Here is a 23,491-nt window from a genome sequence, read left to right on the forward strand (position 1 = left end):
TATGACATCTACCACCGCCCTGACACAAACTGAATTAAAATCGGCCATCATCCGCAATCCACTGACAGTTTCACCCGATACGACGGTAATGGAGGCGATCGCCAAAATGAGCGGTGTTCGTACCCTTTGTTCGGCTTCCCAAAGCGCGGATATCCAAGGAGATGAATTGTCTATAGAAGCGCGATCGAGTTGCGTTTTGGTTGTGGAAGGTCGGCAGTTGTTGGGAATTGTCACAGAACGGGATATTGTTCGACTCACTGCGAAAAATTGCTGTTTAGAACGTATGAATATTACCACAGTGATGGCATCTGAGGTGGTGACTATGCGCGAATCTGTGTTCACAGATTTGTTTGTGGCGGTAAATCTGGTTCAGCAACATCATATTCGCCATTTGCCGATTCTAGACGACGAAAATCAATTGGTGGGACTTGTGACTCACGAGAGTTTGCGGAAAGCGTCGCGCCCCATTGACTTGTTGCGAATACGGCTGGTTTCTGAAGTGATGGCGACGGAAATAATTTGTGCTAGCGCGGATGTTTCTATGCTCACTATCGCTCAATTGATGGCCCAAAATCGAGTTAGTTCCGTCATGATTGTGGAAGCACAACACACAGGAGGCGATCGCCCACAACAGCAAATCCCGATTGGCATTGTCACTGAGCGCGATCTCGTCCAATTTCAAGCCTTAAATTTAAACCTGGAAACTTGTCAAGCCCACTCGGTGATGAGTACGCCGATTTTTACGGTGAAGCCTGATGATTCTCTGTGGGATGTGCAGCAGATTATGGAACAGCGGTTAGTCCGCAGATTGGCGGTGACAGGGGTGTTTGGTGAACTTTTGGGTATTGTCACTCAGACAAGTATTTTGCAAGTTTTGAATCCCCTGGAACTTTATAAATTAGCTGAGGTTTTAGATAATAAGGTATCGAAATTGGAGGCGGACCAAATAGCATTGTTGGAGAATCGCACCGTCGAATTAGAGCGCCAAGTAGAGGAGCGAACGGCTGCACTCGCCACAACGGTGAGGCGGGAAAAACTAATTGTCACCATCGCTTCGCAGATTCGAGCTTCTTTAGATTTGCCGGAGATTTTGGATACGGCGGTGAAGGCGGTACGAGAGTTTTTGCAGTGCGATCGACTTTTAATCTATCGGTTTGAACCGGATTGGACTGGTGTGGTAGTGGCAGAGTCGGTGGAGGCTATTTGGCGCACTTCTATTAACGATCGCATAAATGATTCTTGTTTTAAAGAAAGGGCTGAAGTTATTTATCAAAGCGGAAAAACTATTGCTGTTAATAATATTTATACGGCTGGCTATACACCATGTCATGTGCAATTGTTAGAGCAATATCAGGTAAAATCTAATCTAGTAGTACCAATTTTGGTGTCGGAAAAGTTGTGGGGATTGTTAATCGGGCATCACTGCGAAAGCTATCGTGCTTGGTATCCTAACGATCTGAGTTTGTTGGAGGAGATAGCTGTGCAATTGGCGATCGCCATTCAGCAAGCAGAACTGCACACTCAGCTACAAGAAGAACTAGCAGAAAGACGACAGACGGAATTGCTGTTACGCAAGAGTCAAGAAAATTACCGTTTGATTACTGAAACTATTGAGGATGTATTTTGGTTAGCAGATCCGCAACTTGGGAGAGCAATTTATATTAGTTCGGGTTATGAAAAAATCTGGGGGCGTGCTGCTGAACCGCTTTATCAAAACTTTCTGGGATGGCTAGAAGCTCTCCACCCTGACGATCGCGAGTATGTCAGCAGGGAGTTTATGCAATTATTATCCACAAACCATTATGAGGTGGAGTACCGGATTGTGCGGCCTGATGGTTCTGTGCGCTGGATTCGCGATCGGGGCTTTACGATTAAGGATGATTCGGGAACGGTGGTGCAGATTTCTGGGGTAGCAGAGGATATTAGCGATCGCAAAGCTAATGAGACGTTTCTGCGACAGTATGAGGGGATTGTTTCTACGACACCCGATCGCATTGCTTTAGTCGATCGTAATTATATTTATCGGCTGGTTAACGGCACTTATTTAGAGCGTAGTGGCAAGTCTTGGGAGGAAATAGTCGGACATTCGGTGGCTGATTTGCACGGCGAAACCATGTTCCAAACGATTATGAAGCCCTATCTCGATCGATGTCTTGGGGGAGAAATTCAACAATATGAAGCATGGGTTTATGAGTTTAATCACCCGGAACCCCGGTTTATCAGTGTCAGCTACGGGCCCTATAGATCCCCAGACGGCACGATTTCTGGCGTGACAGTCAACGCCCGCGATTTGACCGAACTCAAACTGGCTGAAGAATCTTTGCGGGAAAAAGAGCAGTTTTTACGCAGCATTTATGAAGGCATAGAACAGGCAGTTTTTACTGTGGATGTTTTGCCGGATGGAGAATTTTATTTTCTCGAATTCAACCCTGCCTGCGAGCGTTTAACTCAGACATTAACTGCTGATGTGCGAGGCAAAAAGCCCTTGCCAGAAATCCGAAAACGCTATGCCGATTGCGTTCAGTCTGGATTTCCTATTTGCTATGAAGAATGTCTGAATTTTAAGGGGAAAACTACTTGGTGGATTACGACGTTGACTCCAATTCGAGATAATAGCGATCGCATTTATCGGATTGTGGGTACGAGTATGAATATTACCGATCGCAAGCAGGCAGAAGCAGACCTAGTGCAACTGAACCAATCTCTAGAAGCGAGGGTGGCAGAGCGCACTGTGGAACTCCAAGAACGGGAAGCTCAATTGTATGATTTATTTGACAATGCTACGGATTTGATTCAAAGCGTTTCCCCCCTAGGGCAAATTTTGTTTGTGAATTCTGCCTGGAAAGAAACTCTGGGCTATACCGATGCCGATCTACAGGAGTTGTTTTTGTTTGAAATCATCCATCCAGACAGTTTGGTTAAGTGCCAAGTCATGATGGAACAGCTATTTGATGGCGTACCTTGCACCAGTATTGAACTTAAGTTTTTGACGAAAGATCGTAGGACAATTGTAGTTGAAGGAAATGTCAATTGTCGGTTGGAAAATGGTAAACCCATCGCGATGCGGGGAATTTTTCGGAATATTACGGAACGCAAACAAGCTGAAGCCAGACTTAAGGATAGTCTCAAGGAATTATCCGACTTTAAATATGCCTTGGATGAGTCAGCAATTGTGGCAATTACTGATGCTGAGGGCAAAATTACCTATGTTAACGATCGATTCTGCGAGATTTTTCAATATAGTCTAGGGGAGTTGATCGGGAATACCTATCGGCTGTTGAATGCTGGCCATCATTCTCCTGAATTTTTTGAGGAAATGTGGCGAACTCTACGGAATGGGGAAATCTGGCGGGGCGAGATTCTCAACCGGGCAAAGGATGGTAGTTTCTACTGGATTGATACTACGATTGTGCCTTACCTGGATGCGGACGGTAAACCTTTTCAATACTTGGCTATCCGCACTGATATTAGCGATCGCAAGCGTGCCCAAGAGCAGTTGTCCAGTTTGTCAGACAGGTTGGAATTGGCGCTGAAGTCGGGTCAAATTGGGATTTGGGATTGGGATATTGTCAACGATCGCCTGATCTGGGACGATCGAATGTACGAACTCTATGGCGTCACAGCCTCGGATTTTGGCGGTGCTTATCAAGCCTGGGAAGCGGGCATACATCCCGATGATATCCTGGCGACGCGGACTGTGAGCGAGGAATCACGGGCTGGAATCAGAGATTTTGATACGGAATTTCGCGTGGTGTGGCCCGATGGTACGGTGAAATTTATCAAAGCCTACGCCCTGATTCAGCGCAACTCCCAAGGAGAACCCCAACGGATGATTGGGATTAATTATGATATTAGCGATCGCAAGCAAGCAGAAGCCAGACTTACTGAAACCAATCAAAAACTGGCTATTTCTAACCAAGAACTAGCTCGCGCTACTCGTCTCAAGGATGAATTTTTGGCGAATATGAGCCACGAATTACGCACGCCTCTGAATGCGATTTTGGGAATGACGGAGGCTTTGCAGGAGAACATATTTGGCTCGATTAACGAGGGACAAATACGGGCTTTGCAAACTATTGAACATAGTGGCACTCATCTTTTATCATTAATCAATGATATCCTCGACCTTGCCAAAATAGAATCGGGACAAATCGAACTAAATTGTAGTCTGACGGCCATTGATAGTTTGTGTCAGTCCAGTTTAACTTTGGTGAAACAGCAAGCTTTACAAAAAAGGATTCAACTTCAGGTAAAAATTCCCGATCGCCTCCCCGAATTATTAGTCGATGAACGTCGCATCCGACAAGTTTTGATTAATTTGCTCAATAATGCGATTAAATTTACTCCCGAAGGTGGCAGCGTGACTTTGGAGGTGACAATCGCACAAACCGCCATGGTCCCCCCACTCCCAAATTCTCCCACTAGATCCAGTTCAATTCGGTTTGCAGTGAGTGATACAGGGATCGGTATCACAGCGGAAAATATTCAGAAGTTGTTTCAGCCTTTTGTGCAAATTGATAGTGCTCTGAATCGTCAGTACATGGGTACTGGTTTGGGTTTGTCTCTGGTGAAGCGGATGGTGGAAAAGCATGGGGGAACAGTTTCGGTGACGAGTGAGGTGGGCGTGGGTAGTTGTTTTAGTTTTGACTTACCGGCTGGCAATTTGCCGATGCTGATTTCTCAATCTCCGATTGAGAAATCAGCACCGATGGAGGGCCAAAAAGAGTCTGAAACATCCCGACTAATCCTATTGGCAGAAGATAATGAAGCAAATATCAGTACCATTTCTGGCTATCTGATGGCTAAAGGGTATCGGATTGTGGTGGCGAAAAATGGTGCAGAGGCGATCGCCGTCACTAAATCATCTCTTCCCGACTTGATTTTGATGGATATCCAAATGCCGGGAATGGATGGTTTTGAGGCGATTAAGCAGATTCGCAGCGATCGCCAATGTGCCCATATTCTGATTATCGCCTTGACTGCATTGGCGATGACTGGTGATGGAGAACGATGTCTGGAAGCTGGGGCGAACAACTATCTCACTAAGCCAGTGAAATTAAAGCAACTAGCAAATGCCATTCATGAATTATTAGCAACTAAAGAGCTTAATCAATGAAAAAACTTTATAACTCAGGAATTTCAGTCGAAGAAACAGTTGACTTGACTAATTGCGATCGCGAACCGATCGAAATTCCTAATGCTATTCAACCCCACGGGATTCTGATAGTATTTTCTCTGCCAGATTTTACCATCGAACAGGTGAGTGCTAATACAGAATTGCTGCTGGGAATAAGTCCCTATGAACTCTTAGGGAAATCTTGGGAAACCTTGTTAAATCAAGCAGATTTAGAAAATATTAAATATTGGATTGAGCGAGATTGTAAAACAGCAATTACGATAAAATTGTTTGTCAAAAAACAACTTAATAAAACTTTATTTAACGCCATAATTCATCGGCTAGGAGAGAATTCCGTCATCCTAGAGCTAGAGCCGGGAGATAATACCGATCGGTCAAGTTTTAACGGATTGTTCCAAATAACTAAAGGCATTCTCAGTCAGATGCAAAAGGCTGCCAACCTCACAGAAATGTGTCAGATAATCACCAAAGAAGTGAGAAAACTGATTGAGTTTGACCGGGTGATGGTTTATAAGTTTGATGCTAATGGTGCCGGCGAAGTGATTGCCGAAGAAAAACTCGATGAGATGGAATCCTATCTGGGGTTACATTACCCTCAATCTGATATTCCTCGGCAGGCTAAACGTCTCTATACGATTAATCTATTGCGATTAATCCCCGACATCAATTATCAGCCTGTCGGTATTTTGAGGCTGGATGCAGGGGCGATCGCCCAGTCCGGGAAAACGACAGACAATCAACCCCTTGACTTAAGCCTTAGTGTATTACGAAGTGTTTCTCCTATCCATATTGAATATCTCCAAAATATGGGTGTGGGAGCTTCCATGTCAATTTCACTAATTGAGGATGGCAAACTCTGGGGTTTAATTGCCTGTCACCATGAAACCGCCCGATTTATTCCCTATGAAATTAGAACTATCTGCGAGTTTGTTGCTCAGGTAATGTCTCTGGAATTGGCATCTAAAGAAGCTCAGGAAGATATGGATTACAAAATGTCAGTAAAGTCGGTACAGTCGCAATTGATTAAAAGTCTTGCCCAGGCTGGGGAGATTACGGAAGAATTGGTAAGAAACGCAGACAATTTATTGGCACTTGTGGGTGCTAGGGGTGCGGCAATTTGTGCCGAAAGTCAACTGGTGACTGTGGGTGATACACCCCCAGTAGCCGAGTTGCAGGATTTGATCGATTGGTTGGGCGATCGCTTCGAGCGGGATATTTTTGTTACCGATTCTTTAGCTTCGTTATATCCCCAGGCGACGGAGTTTCAGGATGTGGGTAGTGGTTTACTGGCTCTTTGTATTACTAAAGTTCAGAGGAATTACGTATTGTGGTTTCGACCTGAGATCTTACAATTGGTTAATTGGGCTGGGAATCCCTATAAACCGAATCAGGTGGAAGCAGATGGGAGTCTGACGCTGTTTCCTCGGAAATCCTTTGAGCTGTGGCAACAAACTGTTCGCCTTAAGTCGCTTCCTTGGAAACCATGGGAGATTGAGGCCGCGATGGAAGTCCGAAGTGCGATCGTGGAAATTATTTTGCGAAAAGCTGATGAACTGGCTGCTATTCATCAATCTGAGCTTTATGCCCAGTTGCAGGAAACTAATCAGGAATTAGCCCGCGCCACCAGGCTCAAAGATGAATTTTTGGCCAATATGAGCCACGAACTCCGTACTCCCCTGAATGCAATTTTGGGGATGACAGAGGCATTGCAAGAACAGGTTTTTGGCAAGATTAACGAGCAACAATTGCGGGCTTTGCAAACAGTTGAAAACAGTGGCACTCATCTACTGGAATTAATTAACGATATCCTGGATTTGGCAAAAATTGAAGCGGGACAAATTGAATTAAATTGCAGCCCAGTCACTGTCAGTCAGTTGTGCCAATCTAGTTTGCCGTTTGTGAAACAACAAGCTTTGCAAAAACGCATTCAGATTCAGTTACATATTGCACCTAATCTGCCAATTTTGATGGTGGATGAACGGCGGATTCGACAAGTTTTGATCAATTTGCTCAATAATGCAATTAAGTTTACTCCTGAAAAAGGTAGCGTTAGCTTGGATGTGAGATTAGAACCACCCACACCCCAAGCAACATTGGCGGTAGATCGAAATATACCCAGTTTAATTCGGTTTGCGGTGATTGATACTGGTATCGGTATTAAACCCGAAAATCTTAAAAAACTTTTTCATCCTTTTGTGCAAATTGACAGTGCTTTAAACCGTCAATACACGGGGACTGGTTTGGGTCTTTCTCTGGTTAAACAAATAGTGGAAATGCACGGAGGAAATGTGGCTGTCCAGAGTGAATTAGGTGTTGGTAGTTGTTTTAGTTTCAATTTGCCCTGTGGGGATTTACCCCTTCCTGTATCTCAGCATCTGAGTGCTTCACCCTCGGAACCTATGCCCAGCGAGACTGTTACACAACTGTCTCCACTAATCCTGTTGGCAGAAGATAATGAAGCTAATATAAGTACGCTTTCTAGTTACTTGGAGGCGAAAGGATATCGGATTGTTTTGGCGAACAATGGTTTAGAGGCGATCGCCGCCACTAAGGCCCAAGTTCCTGATTTAATTTTAATGGATGTCCAAATGCCGGAAATGGACGGTCTTGAGGCAATGAGGCTGATCCGCAGCGATCGCCAATTTGCGCATATTCCGATTATCGCCTTGACGGCATTGGCCATGACGGGCGATCGCGAACGATGTCTAGAAGCTGGGGCTAGTGATTATCTCACTAAGCCGGTTAAACTCAAGCAATTGGCCAGCACAATTCAACTATTGTTAGAAGCACAGGATAGTAGGAAATGAATCAACCATCTGTTTTAGTAGTTGACGATGAACCCGATAATTTTGATGTGATTCAAGCGCTGTTGAGCGATCGGGAATATGATTTGTACTATGCTTCTAGCGGTCAATTTGCGATCGACTCCCTAGACGTATTCCGACCCGATGTGATCTTGATGGATGTGATGATGCCAGATTTGGATGGTATTGAAGTCTGTCAGCGGATTAAAGCTTTGCCACAATGGGAGTCGGTTCCGATCATCATAGTCACAGCCTTAAGTGCTAAAGAAGACTTGGCGCGATGTCTCAAGGCTGGTGCTGATGATTTTATTAGCAAACCCGTCAGTGGTCTGGAACTGCGCGCCAGAGTCAACTCCATGCTGCGCATTAAACAACACTACGATGACTTGCAAGCTTCTTTGAGGCGGCAAGCAATCTTAGAAGCTGAAAAACTCTATTTCCTCAAGCATCGCAATACGGAATTGGAACAACAGGTTGCAGAACGAACCACGGAACTTAAGGCAAAGGCAGAACTGATTATACACAATGCCTTGCACGATCCCTTGACAGATTTGCCAAATCGGACTCTGTTGGTGGAGCGGCTCGAATTAGCGATTAATCGAGCTATGCGATTGAAAGACTATTTTTATGCTGTCTTGTTTCTCGACCTCGATCGCTTTAAAGTAATCAATGACAGCTTAGGACACTTAGCTGGAGACCTATTACTCACGAATATTGCTCAAAACCTCAAAAACTATCTGCGGGAGGCGGATTTAATCGCTCGACTTGGTGGTGATGAATTTGTAATTTTGCTGGAAGATGTGGCCGGTATTGAAGAAGTTATTCAAATTACTGAGCGGATTCAAAAAGAATTTCAAAACCCCCTCACGATTAATGGCTACGAAATGTTTATCAGTGCTAGTATCGGCATTGTTTTAGGGCATAAAAATTACTATCAAGCCTCGGATTTGATTCGAGATGCGGATATTGCCATGTATCGGGCTAAGGCTCAAGGCAGAAATTCTTACAAAATTTTTGATGCCACCATGCACACTCAAGCTGTCAACAGGCTAACTCTGGAAAACGATCTCCGTAGGGCGATCGAACGAGAAGAGTTTATTGTGTACTATCAGCCAATTGTTGACATCAGAGGCGATCGGCTGGTGGGGTTTGAGGCTTTGGTACGTTGGCAACATCCCACTCGTGGTTTCATTTCTCCCCTAGACTTTGTTCCTATTGCAGAAGAAACGGGGTTGATTGTACCGCTAGATAGTTGGGTATTGCACACTGCTTGCAAACAATTAGCTCGCTGGCAAAATCAGTTTCCTAGTCGATTTCCCTTGAAGGTCAGTATTAATCTTTCCGCTCAAGACCTGCGTAAACCTCTGTTGATTCAGGAAATCGACCGTACCATTGCTGCAACCGGTTTAGATGGCAGTTATATTACTCTGGAAATTACCGAGAGTATGCTGATTGAAAATATCACAAAAACTATAGATTTATTGACCCAATTAAAAGCCCGCCAAATTCAGATTAGCATAGATGACTTTGGGACGGGATATTCATCGCTAAATTATCTCCATCGCTTGCCTGCGGATAATTTAAAAATCGACCGCTCTTTTGTGAATCAGATGCAGGAAGGCAACCGTAATTATCAGGTGGTGAGTACGATTATTGCTTTGAGCAATCAACTGGGATTAGCCGTTGTGGCTGAAGGTATAGAAACAGGACAACAACTTAAATGGTTGCAGGAACTTGGCTGTGAATTTGGTCAAGGATATTTATTTTCTAAGCCCTTATCAGCTCAAGAAATTGAAATAAAATTTTTGAATAATCAAGATGAAAACATTTTTAAATTAGCTGGTTAATCGCAGCTTGAAGATTTAGAGAACTCAACGGAAAAATCGATCCTTATTCAGCAAGCCCTAATTAGGTTAACCTAATTAGCAGTGGCAATTCAGTAATATTCACCCCAAAAGGAGCAGCACCAATGAATCAGCCCTCTATTCTAGTAGTTGATGACGAACCCGATAATTTTGATGTGATTGAAGCGCTGTTGAGCGATCGCGGATATGATTTGCACTATGCTTCCAATGGTCAAGTCGCCCTCAACTCCCTGGATGTATTCCAGCCGGATGTGATCTTGATGGATGTGATGATGCCAGACTTGGATGGTATGGAAGTCTGTCAGCGGATTAAAGCCCAGCCCCAATGGGAGGGTGTTCCCATCATCATGGTGACAGCTTTGAGCGCCAAAGAAGACCTGGCTCGATGTATCAAGGCTGGTGCCGATGATTTTATCAGCAAGCCCGTCAGTGGTCTGGAACTCCGTGCTAGGGTTCATTCCATGTTGCGACTCAAGCAACAATATGACAAAATCCGCAGTCTTTCCAAAGTCCAAGAAAGTACGATCGACCTATTACAAAAAAATCTGAATGAATTAAGCGGTAACTTAGCTTCCAGTTTACCTCATGAATTGAACACACCCTTAAACGGTATTTTCGGAGTGATTGGATTGTTGATCGACGATCGTGAAGACATGAGTGATGAAGAAATTCATGAACTTTTACTATTAGCTCAACAGTCGGCTCTGAGACTAGATAGGCTGACGAAAAAGTTTTTGATCTATATCAAGCTAGAACTGATGACTAGCCAAATGCCTATGGATAAAATTTCGACTAATAATGAAGTCACTTCTACTAAATCAGTCATAGAAAATTGTGCGAGGGAACAGGCCAAAAAAGTCGATCGCCAAAATGACTTGATTTGCGAGCTAGAAGATATAGATATCCCCGTGTCTGAGGAAAATTTGAAGTGGATGGTAGATGAATTGTTAGAAAATGCTTTGAAATTTTCTACACCTTTAACACCGGTGAAGGTAAGTAGTCAATTAATTAAGGGAGCATTTCATCTATCCATATCCGATCGCGGCCGGGGAATGACAGAGGAACAGATTTCCAAAATCGGAGCGTTTATGCAATTTGAACGCCGTACCTATGAGCAACAAGGTTTAGGACTAGGATTAAAAATAGTCAAAAAAATCATAGATATATCCGGGGGACAATTTTATCTTTCCAGTGTATACCATGAAGAGACCACAGCTCATATTAAATTGCCTAGCATTTCTGAATAGTTTTGTTTGGTGATGATATAGCAACCGCCAAACATTTAAGTTCTCAACTTTTTTGCTGGGTCCATCTTTTCTACACTAATCTTACAAATTTTGCGACTGCCAAAACTTTATACTTTACGCAAAAAGTTGATCGTCTCCTTTTTAATAGTGGCGCTAATTCCACTAATGTTGCTAGCGGCGATCGACAAACACGCCACTGAACAAATATTAACCAAGAATGCGGAACAATCTCTATTTGCGATCGCCTCCCAAACCGCTGTCACCATCGACACTTTTATCACCGTCAATCTCAACGATGTCCGCGTCGCAGCCCTGTTACCAGGACTCTCAAAATACTTGAGTTTACCCCCAGAGTCTAGGGCTGAAAGTGAGGAAAAAAAAGTAGTTGAAGAGACTTTACATAGTCTCAGCCGTCGAGATACTGTGAATATATTTTCCTATGCACTGCTAGACATCAAAGGTCAAAATGTATTAGACACTTATACTGAGGATATCGGGAAAGATGAATCGAACCGCGATTACTTTCAACAACCCTTGAACACCGGTTTACCCTATGTTTCAAATTTGCGACTTTCCGCCAAAAAACCAGGTTTAGTTAACATTTATTTTAGCAATTTAGTTCGCAACAGCCAAGGAGTTGCGGTGGGGTTGTTGCGAGTATCATATAATGCGACTGTGTTGGATCAGTCCATCGCCCGACAAACTGGTTTAGCCGGTCAAAAATCCTTTGCTATTTTACTAGACGAAAATTATATTCGGTTAGCCCACGGTACGGAACCGGAATTAATTTTCAAATCCGTAGTTCCTCTCCCACCGGATTTGGTGAAAAAATTGCAAGCCGAGAGAAGGTTGCCGGAGTTACCTCTGGACGAATTGTCCACTAATTTGCCCGAATTAAAACAGGGTTTAGACAGTGCTGTCGATCGACCTTTTTTAAGGTTGCGATTAACATCCACAGACAATCAACTGAGTGCAGTGGCGATCGCACCTTTACACAATCTCCCCTGGTACGTCCTATTTGTACAGCCACAGTCAGTATTTCTCGCCCCCATAGAAGCCCAAACCCGCACCGCACTCATATTATCTCTAATTATTGCTAGCATTGTCACCCTCGTCGGGATTATTTTAGCACGAATCTTAGCTAAACCGATTATTGTTTTGACTCAAAGAATTGCCCAATTCAAAGCAGGAAACTTAAATATTAGAGTTCCCATAGAATCGAGAGATGAACTGGGAAATTTGGCAGATACTTTCAATAAAATGATTGAAAGAATCCAAAATTATACCGATAGCTTGGAAGTGAAAAATGCCGCTTTGTTGCAAGTGGAATCCCAGTTACGTGAAAGCGAAAGCCGACTCTCCCAATTGCTAGAAGCAATGCCTGTCGGCGTGTTTGTCACCGATGCCAACGGTCAACCCTACTACGCCAATCAGGTAGCCCAACAGTTACTTGGTCAAGGAGTTTTAGCCGGAGATACAATTGAGGAATTAGTCCAAAATTATCAAATTTATATTGCAGGAACTAAGCAAAATTATAACTTAGAAATTTTTACGATTCCGAAACTATTGAGGGGAGAGTATGCTAACGCTGACAATATAGAAATTCACCGCGCCGACAAGGTGATTCCCATCGAAGCTTGGGGAACTCCGATTTTTGACAACCAAGGCAATATCTCCTATACAATTATCGCATTTCAGGACATTTCGGAACGGCGAAAAATTGAAGCAGAGCGAGAAAAGTTTACTTCTGAACTATCGCAACTGAATCGCAACTTAAAAAAAGCCCTGGATGCGGAATTTGAACTAACCGATGCCTACGGTAGGTTTGTGCCACATCAATTTTTACATTTACTGGGATACGAAAGTATTGTTGATGTGAAATTGGGGGACAACGTACAGCAAAAAATGTCGGTGCTTTTTGCGGATATTCGGGACTTCACAGCGCTGTCGGAGAGCATGACACCTCAAGATAATTTTAAGTTTATCAATGATTATTTGATTCGGATGGAGCCTTGTATTACTGCGAGTAATGGGTTTATTGATAAATATATTGGTGATGGGATTATGGCTTTGTTTAGCGGTAGTGCGGATGATGCGGTGAAAGCAGGAATTGCAATGCTAGAAAGTGTGGGAGAATACAATTTAATCAGGAAAGAAGGAGGTTATGCGCCGATTAAAATTGGGATTGGAATTAATACTGGTTCTTTGATGTTGGGTACTGTGGGCGGGGAAAATCGGATGGATGGAACTGTGATTAGTGATGCTGTGAATTTGGCATCTCGTCTGGAAGGATTGACCAAAAATTATGGAGTTTCGCTGTTAATTAGTCATCATACTTTTTCAGCGTTGACAATTCCTAGTAATTATGATATTCGGCTAATCGATCGAGTTCAGGTGAAAGGTAAGTCGGAGTTGGTGACTGTGTATGAGGTGTTTAATGCGGATTTACCGGAGGTGCGGGAGGCTAAGGCGATCGCCAAAACCGCTTTTGAAAGAGCCTGGATCTTGTACAATCAGGAAAGGTTTACTGAGGCGGCACAACTGTTTGAGGATTGTGTGCTGCGAAATCCGGCGGATGGGGTGGCTGCAATTTATCTCGATCGCTGCCAACAACAATTCTGAGAATTTTCCTGTCTTGCTCATAGCAAGAAGGGGGGGCTTATTGCCCACCCCTCGGTTGCTTGATATCGTTTTGATATCGGAGTTAGATTTTCAATACCCCCAGGGGAATTCGAATCCCCGTCGCATCCGTGAAAGGGATGTGTCCTAGGCCTCTAGACGATGGGGGCGCGTTGTTTGCTTGTGTTCCGCACCTTTATTACCTTAACTAATCTTCCTCGATTTGTCAACCACTTTCAGAATTTTTTTTTAAACTTGTGGGTCAATCGTCGGAAAGCTCGTCACAGTAAGCTTTCAGAATCCGAGCACAATTGTCGATCGCCCCCAGATGAGCAATCTCAAAGCCGTGGGTGTTCTGGGTAGGGAAGGCCAAACAAGCGGCACGGGCCACATGGCCGAACTTCATGGCGATGGAAGCATCACTACCAAAACCGCTAATCGCTGCCAACTGCACCTGGACACCAGCCCGATCTGCCGCCACGCGCAATTCCCCATTCAACCCTTCATCATAAATCCCATAGCCGTCCTGAACCAGCAACACTGGATTTTCGCCGTCGGCGATCGGGTATTCTGGAGCCAGCGGGCAAATTTCCAAAGCAATCAGCGCATCCAAGGGCTGCCGCTGCGAGAAATACAAAGCCCCGATCGCCCCAACCTCCTCCTTCGCCGAAGCCACCAAATAAACATTCACCGCAGGCTCGGTCAAACATTCCGCCAAACCCAGCAAAATCGCCACAGAAGCCTTGTTATCCAGGGTATAACTCCCGATCCAATCCTTCAAGCGGATCGGCTGTTTGCGGTGCTTGGACACCACCATCCGCGTTCCGGGCCGAACTCCCGCCTCCGCTAATTCCTCAGTAGTACACTTAGTTTCGATCCACGCATCTTCCCACTTGAGGGAAACATCCTCCTGTTGAGCTTTTTGAGGGGATTCGTGGGAGACGTGACGGCTTCCGAAGCTGAGAATGCCGCTAATTGTTTGGTTGTCGCCCAACAAATCGACAACGCCTTCGCCGTAAACCCACGGAAACGCGCCCCCTAATTTGCGAACTTCCACTCGCCCCTGGCTACCGATGGTTTTGACAATCGCCCCAATTTCGTCTTTGTGGGCGGTAATGGCGATCGACTTTTGCCGATTGCGCCCCGGAATTAGGGCGATGACATTATCCGCGCGATCGATCCAAGCATTCACTCCCAGGGCTGCAAATTTTTCCATTAACCCGTCATTAATTTCTGATTCCACGCCGCTGGGGGAGTATAGCATCACTAATTCTGCGATGGTTTGAAAAAGTCGATCGAACTGTAGCATTGTTGATTTTCTGGTTGGCTAGCGCAGGTTAATATACAATAATGCTAGGTGCACTTATCTAGATTCTAGTTTTTAATTTAAGTTTATTAGTATCGAAGCAGCAATCAACAATCAGCCAGCACCAAGCAGCACTAACATCAATGATTTCAGCCATTAATAATGTCCTCAACATCTTCAAGGTCGCTCTACTACCCACCCCTACAGGTCGCTATCCCTTGATTATGCTATTCACTAAAATTGTGCAACTCCTGAAACGGAAAATTAGAGCCAAAAAATTGGGAATAAAGTTCCCTAGAGTTGCGAAGTTTAATTTACCCGATAGTTTAATTGTACAAGGCAAGACTAAACCCCTTAAATTGCCTTCCGAAAAAGGCATGGACGGAGAATTTATCGAAGTGCTTTTAGACGACTGCTATGGCTTAGAGCAATTACCTCCATCCCTACTAAAAATTATAGATGTGGGAGCCAATGTGGGATTGTTTTCTCTTGCCGCCCGCAACCGATTTCCCAAAGCATTGATTCACGCCTATGAAGCTAATCCTAACTTGGAAAAGTATCTCCAAAATCAGTCTCAAATTGCCAGTTTTGCCTATTTCATGGAAGCCATCGGCGCTAGAGATGGTAAAGTAGTGCTGGATATCCGGGAAGTATCGGGAAAAACGCGATCGACTGTCACGGAAAACGGCGATATACCGATGGTATCCTTCAAAAGGGCGATCGATCGCATTGGTGGTAAAGTAGATTTAGCTAAAATAGACTGTGAAGGTGCAGAATGGCCTTTATTTGAAGATAAAGAAATTTGGCAATTTGTGGAAAATCTTTCTTTAGAATATCACTTGTGGTCTGGACATACCCACGCCGAAACTAGACAAGTTATTGAAAGTTTAGGATTTCAAATAAAAAAACAAGTACCCATAGATAAATGGTACGGTTTAATCCTAGCTTCCCGTACTTAAATAGCCCCTTTAACTCTAAGTCTGCTTAGTCAGTGTCCGCCGACTACCTTAGACAATAATTTGCAAATATATTCCTAGGGGCTGTCACCTTGGGGCAGACAATTTATTAATGATAACCAGAGATTTACAGCTCATGCTATAGCCATTACCAAATCGGGATGCTCCCCCATTTTTTCACAAAGCTTGTTTATGTCGTTCTTCAACTTTCTCCTTTAATTTTCCTATAATCGATTGCAAACGACTCGCGTGTCTGAGCATTTCGTCTTGATAAAAATCCAGCACATGACTCAAGCCGATCAGTTGACTTGCTTCCAGTATTTCCCTAGGAACAATCTTGTTATTAGCCATAACTATCGGGGTGTTTGGGGAGTTATTAAAAACTACTTCCCCATCAAAAGGCAACAGTGCCGTTTTCACTGCAACGGCTAAAACATTTAACTTTTCAGCTAGATTTAAGGGAATTTCTATGTTGAATAAAATCTCTACCATAAATAAACTTCCCGAAGGCAGCAGTCCACCTATTCCTAGCACCGATTTGAGTTGATAGGGAATAATTAATGAATTTTGTTCAGCAATAAACTGGCTATTTTGGGCAGAGGGTATATAAAAAATATTTAATAACTTTGGCTCCATTTTTAACATTTTTTCATCAGCAATGCCCAAAACGGTAGGAATATCCAAACCTAACTGTAGAATCCGTTCGGAAATTGGTGGCATTTGAGCTACCAACTCTTCATTCACTAAGGGAATGACGATATTCGGGGCTTCGTCAACATAATTACACTGAGGTTCTTTTCCTGCGGAAGCTAACAGCGTCCAGCATTTCATTTCATAGGGGGGAAAATTATTGTGCATCAAGCTACGAGCAGACGCTTGCAATGAATCGTCTAATTCTCCGTAGGGATGGGTTTTGAAAAGACGTACTAAAACACAGGAATTTTGGGATCTGTCCGAGTCATAAAAATGTTGATAAATATAATCAGTAATTTTTTGACTGGTCTCTTGCATACTAGCAGAATTTCTAGCGAACTGGCGCAGGACTAAGCTACATTTTGCCAAATTTTTCAAGGTAAACGGGGTCTGATTATACATCAAAAAACGCTCTCCCAGAAATTGAATACTCTTTTCTATTTATTCTTGTCACTAGGGCCAGATCCGGAATAATATTGAGAGTTTTCCGAGGGAATGTGAGTGAAAATAGATAGAATTTTGGCTAATCAAATAAATTATGTAAAAAAAATACTATAGCCAGATAGCCGACTTCTGAAAGAAATCGGCTATCTAACAGATATCGGCTTTTAGCTGTGGCTATTGAGTAGGTTGAGACTTGGCTTCCCCGGCATCTTTTGCAGATAATCCCTGATCTTGAACGCCAAAATACCACAAACTAGCCGCGGCTTCGGCGCGAGTCACGGATTTTTTTGGTTGAAACAATGTTGTGAAACCAAACACCCGGCGAATATTGGCTAAATCTCCATTATTAAAATCTGCTAAAACTGCTCGCGATGCTTGGGAATCAATTTTAGAAGCATCTTGAAAACCCCACTTTTCTTTCACTGCATCAATGTTAGCTGTGGGTAAAACTTGACGAGTATCTAAAGGTACTTTCCACAGAATCATTGCTTCGCGAGTTAAAGGTGCATCGGGACGAAATTTAATATCTTTAGTTTCTCCTGAAATGCTACTGGGAATTAAACCTGCTTCTGCTAAACCTTGAATGGCTGCAAAATCTGGGTCGGTTTTGGGTATGTCAGCAAAAGCTGGTTCGCTGGATGCTACTGCTAATCTAATTTGTTTGGCTTGACGGCTGGCATAAATTTGATTGTTAGCAGCTACTAACCAGCGGGCATATTCCCGACGGGTGGCTATTTTGTTTGGTTCGGGTAAGGTGTTTTCTGTTTCTAAATTTGCACCGGATTTGGATCGCACTTTCAGCACTTCCAATGAGGCTAAATCTGCTACATACTGCCGCAATTGTTGAGGAATTTGGCTATCTAGTTGGCTGACTTTTTTGGTTTGTGACTCTGGAGATGATGTGGCCGTTGGTGCTTCGGAATTAGACGGGGTTGGGGCGGCTGTAGGAGATTGGGTAGCATCGGAATTCTGAGGTTGGGGATTGCTGGCAATTTCCCCACTTGCTTTGTCGTATGCAATCACAAATTCTGTCGCACCTCCTACTTTTTGGGTAGGAGACAGTGACACTGTTACTCGCAATTTATCTTGCTGGGCTACCACAGAACCTTGTCCGTCGGGGGTTGGGGGAGTGACTATTTTCCAGTTGCGACGCCCAAACTCATTCTGATAAAAATTCTGAATGGAATTAATCGGATCGGTGCTTTCGTAGCGCAGTCGTATATTTTGTTCTGAGGGGGTGCTTGGCCCTGTAACTTCTACCAACTGAGCATTAGGATAGAGGGGTATCTCTGTTGGGAAATCGGGAGGGAGTTTGGCGTTGGTGCTGGTGTCCACTGGTGTCGCTGGCTGGGGGGAAGCCAAAGCCACGGGATTTTCTTTTAATTGGGGATCGGCGGCGAAGGATTCTTCCATCGCCTTGCTGTTGGGGCTGTTGGCACAGCCTGTGACAGCGCCAAGCAGACAGATTGCTAGCAAAGCATTTACAGTTGCGAGTATATGGGTTTTACTGGTTTTAGTTGGCGATCGCCCTGTCAAGTGGCCTCGCCGTTGAGCAAATATAATATTCAACATAAATCCCCCGTTTGCGGATATAGTTCTAGGCTAGCGCAAATCCATCGGGCTAATCTAATTATTCCCAAAATGAACTTCCTACATTTATTCCTAGTTACTGCTACATTATTTGTCTCTGTTGTCAAGTTTGCTAGTCCCCTCCAGGCTGAATCTGCTCCCAGGACGGCCGTACTTGCTCAACCGGATTGGCAGCCCTTTTGTTCCGCTGAGGGTTTGTTTGCGATCGACATACCAGGAACTACCAAAATTAATGCAGAAACTTTTTCAAATCAGATTATTGTTCATACCTACAGATCGATCTTAAAAAACGAAGAAACTTATTTACTGCAATACTTCGACTTAGATTTAGCCCTAACTAATAATAACATTAAAATCACTTTAAATAATGCCGTTGATTTATTTGTGGTCGCATCTAATGCCAAATTGCTGCAAGTGCGCGATATTTCCTTGGGTAGTTATCCGGGAAAAGAATTTGAGTTTCAGTCCCTTTCCCCTAGTACGCCTGTAGGTGTAGGTCAGGTATTTTTGGTGGACAGACGTCTTTACGGCTTAGTCGCCATTACCCCAAAACCGGAAAATGCTCAAAAGTTTCTGGCATCTTTTCGTTTATTTTAAATCAAAACATGGAAGGTTCCCAAGCCTGTACTTGGGAACGAGAAATGCACAGGTTGTGCCTGCTACTTCTGATGGGATACCTCAATGACGGTGTGCACGTTCCCTCGTGGCGAAAAATCGCCTTTAATGGTGGCTGAATGTGGCGCGCAAGCGGCGACGAAATCGTCTAGAATTTGGTTGATCGATTCTTCGTGAGAAATGTAGCGATCGCGATAACTGTTAATGTACAGCTTGAGCGCCTTCAATTCCACTACTCGTTCGTCGGGTACGTAGGTGACGTGAATTGTCGCAAAATCGGGATAGCCGGAAAACGGACACTTGCAGGTATACTCCGGTAAAGTAATGTTAATGGAGTAACGTCGCCCGACTCGCGGATTCGGGAAGGTAATTAACTCTCCTTCTAAAATCTGGCGTTCGCCGTATTTCATTGCCTCGGTACTTGACTTTTGTGACATACTTTCTTCTGTTTGGTAGTTGTTCATAGCGAGCCTGTGGAAACTGCTAACATTTAATTAAACTTCACTATCAATATCTGTAACAAATATCTTGACGAATTGTGTGGCGATCGATCTAATTGCAAATACTCTCAGGCTAAACTAAAAAAAGCTCACCCTCGCCATCTACAAATTATGCAAAATACTACCTTACCTGACCATAACTCCTCCGCCAACTCAAATAACTACTCTCCATCAGTACCTATTTCCCTTTACCGAGAAGTCACTGCCGAGTTGCAATCGGCTCAAGCTTTGCTTGACTCTCTCAAAACTCATAATCAGCAATTAGTCCAACAAAATCAACAACTGCGGCGAGAAGTAGAAACAGTAGTTCAAGCATCCATATATCTACAGCAAGCGGTCAATTCAGCTCAAAGTGTTAGCCAGACAGGGATGCCTCAAATGACTCCGGTCAAAAAATTCAATCTTACCGTGGAATCGCCTCGCCTCGCATCTTTACCATTCTCGGCTGACTATTCCGTACCCAACGACACCTCTACCCCAAATCCAGCCCCTCCCCCTCCCACTGTAAATTTCCCCTTCCCCATGGCAGCAGCCGAACCAACAAGTCCTTCCCTAGATGAAAAACTGCCCGATAAATTTCCCGATAAATTATTTACCGAAGTACCCGAAACTCCTTACCGTTTGCGCTCTCAACCAAAAAAAACCTCTGACTTGAGCGGATTGTGGTTAGCCATCGCCATTTTTCTGATTGTGATTGCTGCTTTCGGCGCTGGTTATATAGTGGTTCGGCCTTTATTAATGAAAAAGTAAATTTCCAAAACAATAATCCCACGGTTAGAACCGTGGGATTTTCAGCAAGAGATAGCATAAAATAGTTAAAGTTACGCTAATTGGCTGATTATACTCTAGTGGCACCCGTCTCTATCAAACGAGGCGCATACTGTTCTTCAGAAGCAGAACCTAAGATGCCCACCCCTGGCTCGAAACCGCGCGTGAACTCAGTGAGTTTTACCTGTTTAGCTTCCAAAGCTGTCTGTAGCACCTTCATGGCCTTGTGAGGGTCGCCGGCACCGCAGAAAAATAAATCCGCAGCAAAATAACCGTGTTCAGGCCAAGTATGGATTGCTATATGAGACTCAGCCAAAGTAGCAGTAGCCGTCACTCCGTGAGGACTAAACTGGTGTACGCACAAATCGATGAGAGTAGCTCCTCCGGCTTCGATCGCATCGAGAATAGCGCGGCGGATACGTTCAGGATCGTTGAGCAGGTCTCCAGGAGACTGCCAAGCATCAGCGACCAGATGGGTTCCCAATTGTTTCATTCTGCGGGGTTTTACCTCTATTGATGTTAAGTCTCAAACCTTTTAACCTTAGCACGGTGTCTCTACTTTGGCAAGTAGGCAAACCCAAAATTTTTAAGATAGTCGCAAAGGAGCGATCGAAACCACGAGTTTGTTGACGGTTGACTGTTCGCTGTTGGCTGACCACAGACCTCAGTTAACCGTTAACCGTCAACAGTTAACCCGATTAATCCCGACTGTGAGTAGCTCCATTGGGCAAAATTGCGCCGCCCAAAGCCGCTTCATTTAAATTAGCAACATTCAAACTCGCCCCAATCAAATTAGCCTCGGATAAATTAGTTCCTGTTAAATTTGCTCCCGCCAGAGAACTGAGCAGCAAACCAGCTCCCGACAAATTAGCACCACTCAAATTCGCCCCGCGCAAATCCGCTTCCAGCAAGCTAGCTCCCGACAAATTAGCACCGCTCAAATTAGCCCCCCGCAAAGAAGCTTTGTTCAAATTCGCACCCCTCAAATTAGCGTTGTGCAGAATCAAACCATTTAAATTAGCTTTACTCAAATTAGCGCCTTGCAAATCAGCGCTGTTCAAATTAGATCCATTCAAATTAGCAGATTGTAAGTCAGCACCGCTCAAGTCAGCACCGCTCAAATTAGCCGCGCACATACAAACTTCTCGCAGACTTGCTTCGCTCAAAGAAGCTCCCACCAAATTAATACCGCCAAGATTTCCGCGATTTATATAAGCTCGAATCAGGGTTGCACCGCCCAGATTAGCCCCGCTCAAATCTATTTCGCTCATAATTGCTCTAATTAGATTTGCTTTGCTCAAATCTACTCCACTCATAATGGCTCGACTCAGCGTCGCCCCGCTCAAATTAGCCTCAGTTAGTTTAGAGCCACTGAGCATACAAGCTCCGAGTAAACTGGCTCCAGTCAGAATAGCTCTGCTCCAGTCAGCCTGAGACAATATGGCTCCGCTGAGATTAGCACCGCTAAAATCTGCTCCGATCGCCATCGTTCCAGTTAAACTAGAACTGCCGAGATTCGCTTCAATGAGTTTCGCCTTAGATAAATTAGCGCCGCTCAAGTCGGCTCCGTTTAAATTAGCTCCAATCAGTTTGCTTTTAATTAAGTTAGCACCTTTCAAATTAGCATTGCTCAAATTGGTCCGACTGAGATTAGCTTCGCTGAGATTAGCTTTAATGAGGTTAGCACCTCGAAAATCTCTTTCTCCGTTTCTATGTCTAATTAAAAATTCATCAGCACTTAACTGTTCAGTGGAATTCATAAAAAAATTGAGTGAGTTTCCTTGCTTTCTCGATTCGATGTTCTATGCAGTCTGAAAAATTCGGAGTTTCGAGGTTGCGAGTATTTTTGAGAAAAAATACTTACTGCAACAGCAAAAATGGCATAAACTGGCAAATTCCCAGCAGCATCCTGCGAGGGAAGTCGGAATTTTGTTAATAGTTAGTTGGCGGCCGTTCTGAGTTAATGAGTTATTAGTGATTAGTTGTATTTTCTACTAACTGCTAACTGCTAACTATTAACTACTAACCATTTACCAAAATACTTAGTAGTTGTCTATCGCTCCTAAGAGCGATCGAGTATTTGGGGTATCCGTGGTGGCACACAGGCCACATTCTGACTCGAAAAATTGCTGCTACAGGCGATCGAATGTATGAGTCCCAGAAACCGTCCAGATAGTAGAGCTTAAACACTTCTACCTTGTAGCATCTGCTTGATACCTTCGAGAACCAGCGACAGCAGCACCCGGTCAGCTCAGCTAGTGTCACCTCCCCCCACTGTGCATAGTGCCAGTGAAAGCCAACAGGAAGGCTCTTTCCCTCTGAGTTCTGAGCCGGTCACAAACGAAGGAAGCAACAGGCTATCCCTCGCCTGCAATTTCGCATAAAGACTTTCCGCGAGCCATTTCCGTGCTCCCGCGCTGATGTGCTTGCTGTTAATCTTGATTCGATCCATGAGCGCTTGCGGTTCTAATTAACAGAACACCTGACACTAGACGCACTCTCGGACATCATAGCTGTTCCTGGGCTTCTCAAATGCTTCGCTGAGGCATTCCCAGGAAAACTGTATTCCTGTAGCAGGTCTTGCCAACGGCAATTAGGCTGCTCCATCCAACCAATTGCCAACCTAAGCCTTGGGAGAATCTGTTCTAGAGCCCTCAATCTTGGCTGGCGACGACAATATTGTTTTAATAGTTGCCGACCACCGCAGGCCGTACTTGGCGCGTGGGACTGGACTAATTCACATCTATAAGTTGCTGAAATTAGCGGCCCCATAACTTAAAGATAGTCGCGATTGATGAACCGAGCAATATCTGCTGTAAGGTATGCCGTCTTTTAAAATCATACTCTCTCCTTAGCAAGTAAGCAGTAGTGAGTGTTACAGACACCAAATTATGACCAAGGTGGTGTATAAAAATTAATGTTAAGAATTAATTTGACTGTGAAGCTG

Annotated in this window: 14 protein-coding genes and 1 tRNA gene; 8 read left to right on the forward strand and 7 right to left on the reverse strand. The window is 44.1% G+C overall.

Annotation, left to right across the window (positions count from 1 at the left end; all coding sequences use genetic code 11):
• Nucleotide 1: 1 nt before the first annotated feature.
• The 5 genes from AAFP14_RS07705 (at nucleotide 2) to AAFP14_RS07725 (ending at nucleotide 13,675) form a co-directional block, all read left to right on the forward strand.
• Nucleotides 2–5,116, forward strand: coding sequence for a PAS domain S-box protein (locus AAFP14_RS07705; protein ID WP_341731701.1), 5,115 nt, complete (start codon nucleotides 2–4; stop codon nucleotides 5,114–5,116).
• Nucleotides 5,113–7,944 carry a response regulator gene (locus AAFP14_RS07710; protein ID WP_341731702.1) on the forward strand — a complete coding sequence of 944 codons (2,832 nt, stop codon included), beginning with the start codon at nucleotides 5,113–5,115 and terminating at the stop codon, nucleotides 7,942–7,944. Before AAFP14_RS07705 ends, AAFP14_RS07710 begins: the two co-directional genes overlap by 4 nt.
• Nucleotides 7,941–9,788 (forward strand): putative bifunctional diguanylate cyclase/phosphodiesterase, encoded by a 1,848-nt coding sequence (locus AAFP14_RS07715; RefSeq protein ID WP_341731703.1) that lies wholly within the window; start codon nucleotides 7,941–7,943, stop codon nucleotides 9,786–9,788. The genes AAFP14_RS07710 and AAFP14_RS07715 overlap by 4 nt, the downstream gene beginning before the upstream one ends.
• A 122-nt stretch (nucleotides 9,789–9,910) precedes the next feature.
• Nucleotides 9,911–11,053 carry a hybrid sensor histidine kinase/response regulator gene (locus AAFP14_RS07720; RefSeq protein WP_341731704.1) on the forward strand — a complete coding sequence of 381 codons (1,143 nt, stop codon included), beginning with the start codon at nucleotides 9,911–9,913 and terminating at the stop codon, nucleotides 11,051–11,053.
• Between the two features lie 90 nt (nucleotides 11,054–11,143).
• Nucleotides 11,144–13,675, forward strand: a complete 2,532-nt coding sequence (locus AAFP14_RS07725) for an adenylate/guanylate cyclase domain-containing protein (RefSeq protein WP_341731705.1) — start codon at nucleotides 11,144–11,146, stop codon at nucleotides 13,673–13,675.
• A gap of 94 nt (nucleotides 13,676–13,769) precedes the next feature.
• Here the strand turns inward: AAFP14_RS07725 and AAFP14_RS07730 are convergent.
• Nucleotides 13,770–13,842 (reverse strand) — tRNA-Glu (locus tag AAFP14_RS07730).
• A 92-nt stretch (nucleotides 13,843–13,934) separates the two neighbouring features.
• Nucleotides 13,935–14,981, reverse strand: coding sequence for a M42 family metallopeptidase (locus AAFP14_RS07735; protein WP_341731706.1), 1,047 nt, complete (start codon nucleotides 14,979–14,981; stop codon nucleotides 13,935–13,937).
• Between the two features lie 140 nt (nucleotides 14,982–15,121).
• Between AAFP14_RS07735 and AAFP14_RS07740 the strand changes: the two genes are divergently transcribed.
• Nucleotides 15,122–15,937, forward strand: coding sequence for an FkbM family methyltransferase (locus AAFP14_RS07740; RefSeq protein ID WP_341731707.1), 816 nt, complete (start codon nucleotides 15,122–15,124; stop codon nucleotides 15,935–15,937).
• A 174-nt stretch (nucleotides 15,938–16,111) separates the two neighbouring features.
• On the opposite strand, the gene AAFP14_RS07745 is transcribed toward AAFP14_RS07740, so the two are convergent.
• Both AAFP14_RS07745 and AAFP14_RS07750 read right to left on the reverse strand, forming a co-directional pair.
• Entirely contained in the window at nucleotides 16,112–16,945 is an 834-nt protein-coding gene (locus tag AAFP14_RS07745; protein WP_341731708.1) for a histidine kinase, read from the reverse strand.
• A 300-nt stretch (nucleotides 16,946–17,245) separates the two neighbouring features.
• Nucleotides 17,246–18,643, reverse strand: coding sequence for an S-layer homology domain-containing protein (locus AAFP14_RS07750; protein ID WP_341731709.1), 1,398 nt, complete (start codon nucleotides 18,641–18,643; stop codon nucleotides 17,246–17,248).
• Nucleotides 18,644–18,712: 69 nt separating this feature from the next.
• Here AAFP14_RS07750 and AAFP14_RS07755 point away from each other — a divergent pair, with 69 nt between their 5' ends.
• Complete coding sequence (locus tag AAFP14_RS07755) at nucleotides 18,713–19,258, forward strand: hypothetical protein (RefSeq protein WP_341731710.1); 546 nt, start codon at nucleotides 18,713–18,715, stop codon at nucleotides 19,256–19,258.
• 62 nt (nucleotides 19,259–19,320) lie between these two features.
• Here AAFP14_RS07755 and queF read toward each other — a convergent pair whose 3' ends face one another.
• Complete coding sequence (gene queF, locus AAFP14_RS07760; RefSeq protein WP_341731711.1) at nucleotides 19,321–19,740, reverse strand: preQ(1) synthase; 420 nt, start codon at nucleotides 19,738–19,740, stop codon at nucleotides 19,321–19,323.
• Nucleotides 19,741–19,887: 147 nt separating this feature from the next.
• Here queF and AAFP14_RS07765 point away from each other — a divergent pair, with 147 nt between their 5' ends.
• On the forward strand, nucleotides 19,888–20,526 hold the full coding sequence (locus AAFP14_RS07765) for a hypothetical protein (RefSeq protein WP_341731712.1): 639 nt from the start codon (nucleotides 19,888–19,890) through the stop codon (nucleotides 20,524–20,526).
• Between the two features lie 88 nt (nucleotides 20,527–20,614).
• Here AAFP14_RS07765 and speD read toward each other — a convergent pair whose 3' ends face one another.
• Nucleotides 20,615–21,037 (reverse strand): adenosylmethionine decarboxylase, encoded by a 423-nt coding sequence (gene speD / locus AAFP14_RS07770; protein ID WP_341731713.1) that lies wholly within the window; start codon nucleotides 21,035–21,037, stop codon nucleotides 20,615–20,617.
• Between the two features lie 205 nt (nucleotides 21,038–21,242).
• The gene (locus tag AAFP14_RS07775) at nucleotides 21,243–22,304 is read right to left on the reverse strand and encodes a pentapeptide repeat-containing protein (RefSeq protein WP_341731714.1); all 1,062 of its coding nucleotides are present in this window, start codon (nucleotides 22,302–22,304) and stop codon (nucleotides 21,243–21,245) included.
• Between the last annotated feature and the right edge of the window lie 1,187 nt (nucleotides 22,305–23,491).

Origin of the sequence: Microcoleus sp. EPA2 (assembly GCA_020882975.1) — a bacterium.
Classification (GTDB): Bacteria; Cyanobacteriota; Cyanobacteriia; order Cyanobacteriales; family Microcoleaceae; genus Microcoleus.